The organism is Nonomuraea corallina (assembly GCF_027620315.1).
Classification (GTDB): Bacteria; Actinomycetota; Actinomycetes; order Streptosporangiales; family Streptosporangiaceae; genus Nonomuraea; species Nonomuraea corallina.
Genome location: NZ_JAPNNL010000266.1, coordinates 1 through 6,519 on the forward strand (window position 1 = coordinate 1; position 6,519 = coordinate 6,519).

The following is a 6,519-nucleotide window of genomic DNA, read 5'->3' on the forward strand; positions in this document are numbered from 1 at the left end:
ATCGCGAAGGGCAAGCGCGCCGTCGCCCAGCTCGCGCGCAAGCAGGCCAGGAACAGGCCCAACCACCGGCCCACCACGCGCCGGGCGCAGCAGCGCGCGAACCCGCCCAAGGCACAGCGCAATCCGTCCAACAACCAGTCGCAGTCCGGCAGAGGGCTGTCCGAGGAGCAGAAACGCTCGATCGACGACCAGATGGGAGTCCGCCGGTACGAGTCGGGCGAACTGCGGTCGTACACCCAGTCGGCCCGGAAGGAGACCGAGTACACGCCGTGGCAGGGCACCGGGCACGGCCCGGCCAGCACGCGGTACGAGTCGGACACCCCGAGAGGCGGCAAGGTGGGTAAGGCCGGCAAGGCGCTCTACCTCATCTGGAGGATCATCCGGTCGATCGACTGACGCGCCCGCCCCCTGGCGATCGGCCTCGGAGTCCCCGGGGCCGATCGCTCCGTGCGTCCGGGAAGGGGCGGTCCTCCATGTCAGCCAGTGGGTGAGGTGTCCGCTCGCGCTCTTGACCACGCGCCGGGCACCCCGCTCGCGCAGAATGACGGTATGAGGGCGATCATCCAAGAAGCGTACGGATCACCAGATGACCTGCGATTAGGCGACATCGACAGGCCCACGCCCCGGGACGACGAGGTCCTCGTCCGCGTGCGCGCCGCCTCCGTCCATCCCGACGTGTGGCACGTCGTGACCGGACGGCCGTACGTGCTCCAGATCATGGGGTCCGGGCTGCGCCGGCCGAAGAACCCCGTCCCTGGCACGGACATGGCCGGCGTGGTGGAGGCCGCGGGGGCCGGGGTGACCCGGTTCCGGCCGGGCGACGAGGTGTTCGGCGAGACCCTGCGCGGCACGCAGTGGAAGAACGGCGGCGCCTACGCCGAGTACGTCGCCGTACCCGAGGACCACCTGGCGCCCAAGCCCGCCGGCGTCGGCTTCGAGCAGGCCGCGTGCGTGCCCACCGCCGGGCTCATCGTGTTGCGGAACCTCCCGCCGGGCCCGCTGGGGAACGTCCTGGTCAACGGCGCCGGAGGCGGCGTGGGCGGGTGCGCGCTGCAGATCGCCAAGGCGCGCGGGGGGACGGTGACGGGCGTCGACCACCCGGCCAAGCTCGACCTGGTGAAGGCGCTCGGCGCGGACCACGTGATCGACTACACCGTGGAGGACTTCACCCGGCGCGGCGAGCGCTACGACCTCATCGTGGACATCCCCGGCAACCACTCGTTCGCGGAGTGCCGCCGCGCGCTCACCCCTGACGGCACATACGTCCTCATCGGCCACGACCACTACGGCGCCGCGGGCCGTCAGGTGCTCGGCAGCCTGCCGCGCTTCGCCGGCCTGATGGCCAGGTCCGCGTTCCAGCGGCAGTTGCCCAGACCCACCAGGGCCACGCCGCCCGTCAAGGACTCGATGGCCCTCCTCGGGGACCTGCTGGCGCAGGGCAGACTCAGCCCTGTCGTCGACCGCGCCTTCCCGCTGGCCGAGGCGGGCGCCGCCCTGCGCTACCTGACCGGGGGCACGGCCCGGGGCAGGATCGTGCTCACGTTGTAGCGTGGGCGGATGCGGCTTCATGTGGGATGCGCGATGTGGACGCACGCGCCGTGGCAGGGCCGGCTGCTGCCCCACCCCCTCCCTCCGGCCGAACGGTTGCGGGCCTACGCCACCTGGTGCAACGCGGTCGAGGGCAACACGACGTTCTACGCGACCCCGGCCAGGGGCACGGTGGAGTCATGGGCGGCCCAGACGGACCCCGGCTTCCGGTTCGTGGTGAAGCTGCCCAAGACGATCACCCACGAGCGGCGGCTCACGGGGGCCGAGGAGCCGCTGCGGGAGTTCCTGGACGCGATCGAGCCGCTGGGCCCGAGGGCCCACGCCCTGTGGATCCAGTTGCCGGGCTCCTTCGGGCCGGGCGACCTGGGCACGCTGGCGGGATTCCTGCACCGGCTGCCGCCCGCTCACCGTTACGCGGTCGAGGTGCGCCACCAGGCGTTCTTCGAGGACGCGCGGGCCGTGCGGGCACTGGAGGGCGTGCTGGGCCGGGCCGGGGCCGAATGGGTGCCGTTCGACACGGTCACGCTCTTCCGCAGCCCGCCGACCAGCGACGCCGAGCGTGACGCCTGGGTGAAGAAGCCCCGGGTGCCGCGCCGGTCGGCGGCGCTCACCGACCGGCCGATCGTGCGCTACCTGGGCCGCGACGACGTCTCCAGGACGGTCGAGGGCTGGGGTCACTGGGTCGGCGTCGTGACGGACTGGCTGCGCGAGGGCCGCTCGCCGACGGTGTTCGTGCACACCCCCGACAACGCCGAGGCCCTGACGCTGGCCCGGAGCTTCCACGACGCCGTGCGGGCGCGGGTGCCGGAGCTGGAGCCGCTGCCGGAGCCCGCCCCCGTCGAGCCGCTCACCCTCTTCTGACGTCAACGGCCGCCGAGGAAGTGGCGGGCCGGGACGTACAGGCGGATCCACCCGCAGGGGACGGCGGCGCGGAGGGGAGGGGCAAACTGATCGCATGGACGCATCAGACGGGTACGGGAAGCTGCTGGAGGCGGCGCGCGCCGGGGACGAGCGGGCGTTCGGCGATCTCGTGGGGCCGTACCGCGACGAGCTGCGCGCCCACTGCTACCGGATGCTCGGCTCGGTGCACGACGCGGAGGACGTCGTGCAGGAGACGTTCGACCGGGCCTGGCGGAGCCTGCCGGGGTTCGAGGACCGGGACGGGTCGATCCGCCCCTGGCTGTACCGGATCGCGACGAACCGGGCGTTGACCGCCGCCGAGCGGAGAGGCCGCCGCGAACTGCCCGCTGACCTGCGGCCGGGCACCCCGGCGGCCGAGGTGGCGTGGCTGGAGCCGTACCCCGACCGGCTGCTGGGCCCCGAGGCGCGGGCGGTGGAGCTGGAGAGCGTGGAGCTGGCGTTCGTGGCCGCGCTGCAGCACCTGTCGCCGGTGCAGCGGGCGTCCCTGTTGCTGCGGGACGTGCTCGGCTACTCGGCCGCCGAGACCGCGGGCCTGCTGGACACCACGGTCCCGGCCGCGAACAGCGCGCTGCAGCGTGCCCGCAGGGCCGTGGCCCGGCCGCGGCAGGCGACGACCCGGCGGGAGCCCGGTGAGCGGGAGCTGGCCAGGCGGTGGGCGGCGGCATGGGAGGCGGGCGACGTCGAGGCGATCGTGTCGATGCTGACCGAGGACGCCCGCTACGCGATGCCGCCGCTGCCCGAGTGGTACGCGGGCCTGGCCGCCATCCGCGGCTTCCTCACGGAGGCGGCGCTGCGGGAGCGCTGGCGGTTCCTGCCGGCGCGGGCCAACGGGCAGCTCGCGTTCGGCACGTACCGCTGGGACGAGGGGCGGGCCGCGTACGTCCCCGGCGGTCTGGACGTGCTGGCCGTGCGGGACGGCCGGGTGGCCGAGGTGGTGTCGTTCCTGGAGGCCGACCTGACCGCGTTCGGGCTGCCGGCCGAACTGCGATGAGTTTCCGCGCCCGGCCGGGTTGTACGGGTGAGGACACCATCGAGAGAAAGGCCGGGACTCATGCGTACCGATGACAAGCAGATCAGGGAACTCGTCGAGCGGTGGGCGCGCGCGGTGCACGCCGGCGACCTGGACGCGGTGGTCGCCGACCACGCCGAGGACATCGTCATGTTCGACGTGCCGCCGCCGTACGAGGGCGTGCGCGGCCTGGACGCCTACCGGCGGACGTGGCCGGGGTTCTTCGACTGGCAGGCGCAGGGGGCGACCTTCGACCTGGTGGAGCTGGAGGTGACGGCGGGGGAGGACGTCGGGTACGCGTTCGCGCTGCTGCGTTGCGGCATGCCGGGCGCCTACGACCCGAAGGTCCTGCTCCGGTTGACGCTGGGCCTGCGCAAAGAGGACGGCCGGTGGGTGGTGGCGCACGAGCACCACTCGTTCCCGCTGGCCGATTCGGAGGCCGGGGAGCGGGAGGTGCGCGAGCGGTTCACGCGCTGGTCGGAGCAGACGGCGGCCGGGGACCTGGAGGGCATGATGGCCGCCATCGCGGACGACGTGGTCGCCTACGAGCAGCAGGGCCCGCTGCGGTACGAGGGGGTGGACGAGCTGCGCGAGGTGTGCCGGACCGGCCTGGAGGCGGCGGCCGGCGCGACGGTCACCTGGGACATCCCCGATCTGGAGGTGCTGGTACGGGACGACCTCGCGGTGACGTGGGGCCTGGACCGCATCCGGGTGGGCGGCAATGAGCCCGTCATGTCCAGGGGCACCCGCGTGTTCCGGCGGCGCGGGGGCGGCTGGGAGATGGTCCATGAGCACCTGTCGCTGCCCCAGGAGTCTTGAATCGAATCAAGCCCTCAACACCGGCTTGTCCGGGTGATCCTCGGGCCGAGTGGTGAGGGCTTGCCCCCGTAGTGGAAGAACGTTTTAATCCTCCTCGAACCACCACACGAGGAGGGCCCCCTTGATCGGCTACGGCGGCGACTGGAATCCGGAGCAGTGGCCCGAGGAGATCTGGACCCAGGACGTCGCCCTGATGCGCGAGGCCGGGGTCAACCAGGTCAGCGTCGGCATCTTCTCCTGGTCGCTGCTGGAGCCGGTCGAGGGCGGGTTCGCGTTCGGCTGGCTGGACCGGGTCATGGACCTGCTCGCCGGCCACGGCATCGGCGCCTGCCTCGCCACCCCGACCGCGTCGCCGCCGCCCTGGTTCGGCCACGCCCACCCCGAGGCGCTCCCGGTCGACGCCGACGGCCGGCGGCTCCACCACGGCAGCCGGCAGGGCTTCTGCCCCAGCTCGCCGATCTACCGGGACAGGGCGCTGCGCGTGGTGGAGCGGATCGGCGAGCGCTACCGCGGCCACCCGGCGCTGCGGATGTGGCACGTCCACAACGAGTACGGCTGCCACAACGCCCGCTGCTACTGCGACGTCTCCGCCGCCGCCTTCCGCGACTGGCTGCGCGAGCGGCACGGCACACTGGACGCGCTGAACGACGCCTGGGGCACCGCCTTCTGGTCGCAGCGCTACAGCTCCTGGGAGCAGATCCTGCCGCCCCGAGCCACCCCGTCGTTCACCAACCCCGGCCAGCAGCTGGACTTCCGCCGGTTCAGCTCGGACGCGCTGCTCGACCTGTACCGAGCCGAGCGCGACCTGCTCGCCGCGCTCGCCCCTGACGTGCCGGCCACGACGAACCTGATGGCGGGCGCGCACTGGGACATGGACTACTGGTCCTTCGCCAAGGAGGTGGACGTCGTCTCCACCGACCACTACCTGATCGGCCCCGACCCGCACATCGACCTGGCGTTCGCCGCCGACTACGCCCGATCGCTCGGCGGCGGCCGGCCGTGGGTGCTGATGGAGCACTCCACCAGCGCGGTCAACTGGCAGCCGGTCAACCGCGCCAAGCGGCCCGGCGAGCTGACCCGCAACGCGGTGCAGCACCTGGCCAGGGGCGCCGACGCGATCATGTTCTTCCAGTGGCGGGCGTCCCGGGCCGGAGCCGAGAAGTGGCACTCGGCGATGCTGCCGCACGCCGGCACCGCCACGAAGATCTGGCGCGAGGTGACCGGTCTCGGCGCGCTCCTGCGGGCCACCGCCGAGGTGACGGGCAGCACGGTCAGGGCCGAGACGGCCATCCTGCTCGACCACGCGAGCGTGTGGGCCCAGGACCACCCGGCCCAGCCCACCGGCGAGCTGAAGCCGGTCGAGGTGATCAAGAGCTGGCACGCCGAACTGTGGAAGCAGGGCGTCACCTGCGACGTCGTCCACCCGGAAGCCGACCTGTCCGGCTACCGCCTGGTCCTCGCGCCCGCGCTCTACCTGGTCAGCGACCGGGGCGCGGCCGCGCTCGAACGCTTCGTGGCCGGCGGCGGGACCGCGCTGGCCGGCCCGTACAGCGGGATCGTCGACGAGCACGACCGGGTCAGGCTCGGCGGCTACCCGGGCGCCTGGCGCGACCTGCTCGGGGTGACGGTGGAGGAGTTCTTCCCGCTGGAGCCGGGGGAGCGCCTCCCGCTGTCGGGCGGCGGCGCCGGGACCGTGTGGAGCGAGACGGCGCACGTCACCACCGCCACGGTGCTCGACACGTACGTCACCGGCGAGCCGGCCTGGACCCGCAACGCCTGGGGCGAGGGGGCCGCCCACTACCTGACCACGCTGCCGGTGGGCGATGACCTGGCGGGCGTGCTGCGCGCGGTCTGCGCCGAAGCGGGCGTCACCGCCTCGGGGATCCCCGGCGTCGAACTCGTCCGGCGCGCCCACCCGGACGGCCCGGCCTACCTGTTCGCGATCAACCACACCGGGGACGCCGCGGTCGTCGGGACCACCGGCGCCGACCTGTTCACCGGCGAGGAGGTGACGGGCGAGCTGACCCTCCCGGCGGGCGAGGTCCGGATCCTCCGGCTGGCGCCCTGAGCGGGCGCGAGGTCCGGATTCTCCGGCTGGAGCGGGGCGCCGGCCCGGCCGTGACGATCACTGGTGAACCTGCGGCGCCTCCCGCGCATCCAACAAGGTGACGAACTGGAGGTTGCCATGAGAAGCGTGAGCCTGCTCGGCGCCGCGGCGCTCC

The 6,519-nt window shown here is 73.2% G+C and carries 6 protein-coding genes; all 6 read left to right on the forward strand.

Annotation, left to right across the window (positions count from 1 at the left end):
* Nucleotides 1-396: hypothetical protein (locus OUY22_RS35045; RefSeq protein WP_270159610.1), on the forward strand; the 396-nt coding region annotated here is incomplete at its 5' end.
* Nucleotides 397-549: 153 nt separating this feature from the next.
* The gene (locus tag OUY22_RS35050) at nt 550-1,548 is read left to right on the forward strand and encodes an NAD(P)-dependent alcohol dehydrogenase (RefSeq protein ID WP_270159611.1); all 999 of its coding nucleotides are present in this window, start codon (nt 550-552) and stop codon (nt 1,546-1,548) included.
* A 9-nt stretch (nt 1,549-1,557) separates the two neighbouring features.
* Nucleotides 1,558-2,409, forward strand: a complete 852-nt coding sequence (locus tag OUY22_RS35055; RefSeq protein WP_270159612.1) for a DUF72 domain-containing protein — start codon at nt 1,558-1,560, stop codon at nt 2,407-2,409.
* 94 nt (nt 2,410-2,503) lie between these two features.
* Nucleotides 2,504-3,460 carry an RNA polymerase subunit sigma-70 gene (locus OUY22_RS35060; protein ID WP_270159613.1) on the forward strand — a complete coding sequence of 319 codons (957 nt, stop codon included), beginning with the start codon at nt 2,504-2,506 and terminating at the stop codon, nt 3,458-3,460.
* A 60-nt stretch (nt 3,461-3,520) separates the two neighbouring features.
* Nucleotides 3,521-4,297 carry a nuclear transport factor 2 family protein gene (locus OUY22_RS35065; protein ID WP_270159614.1) on the forward strand — a complete coding sequence of 259 codons (777 nt, stop codon included), beginning with the start codon at nt 3,521-3,523 and terminating at the stop codon, nt 4,295-4,297.
* A gap of 121 nt (nt 4,298-4,418) precedes the next feature.
* Entirely contained in the window at nt 4,419-6,365 is a 1,947-nt protein-coding gene (locus tag OUY22_RS35070; RefSeq protein ID WP_270159615.1) for a beta-galactosidase, read from the forward strand.
* The last annotated feature ends 154 nt before the right edge of the window (nt 6,366-6,519 follow it).

What these genes read in the sequence shown, in the direction of transcription:
- OUY22_RS35055 (WP_270159612.1), top strand. Translation starts at nt 1,558, where the DNA reads ATGCGGCTTCATGTGGGATGCGCGATGTGGACGCACGCGCCGTGGCAG.
- OUY22_RS35060 (WP_270159613.1), top strand. Translation starts at nt 2,504, where the DNA reads ATGGACGCATCAGACGGGTACGGGAAGCTGCTGGAGGCGGCGCGCGCC.
- OUY22_RS35050 (WP_270159611.1), top strand. Translation starts at nt 550, where the DNA reads ATGAGGGCGATCATCCAAGAAGCGTACGGATCACCAGATGACCTGCGA.
- OUY22_RS35065 (WP_270159614.1), top strand. Translation starts at nt 3,521, where the DNA reads ATGCGTACCGATGACAAGCAGATCAGGGAACTCGTCGAGCGGTGGGCG.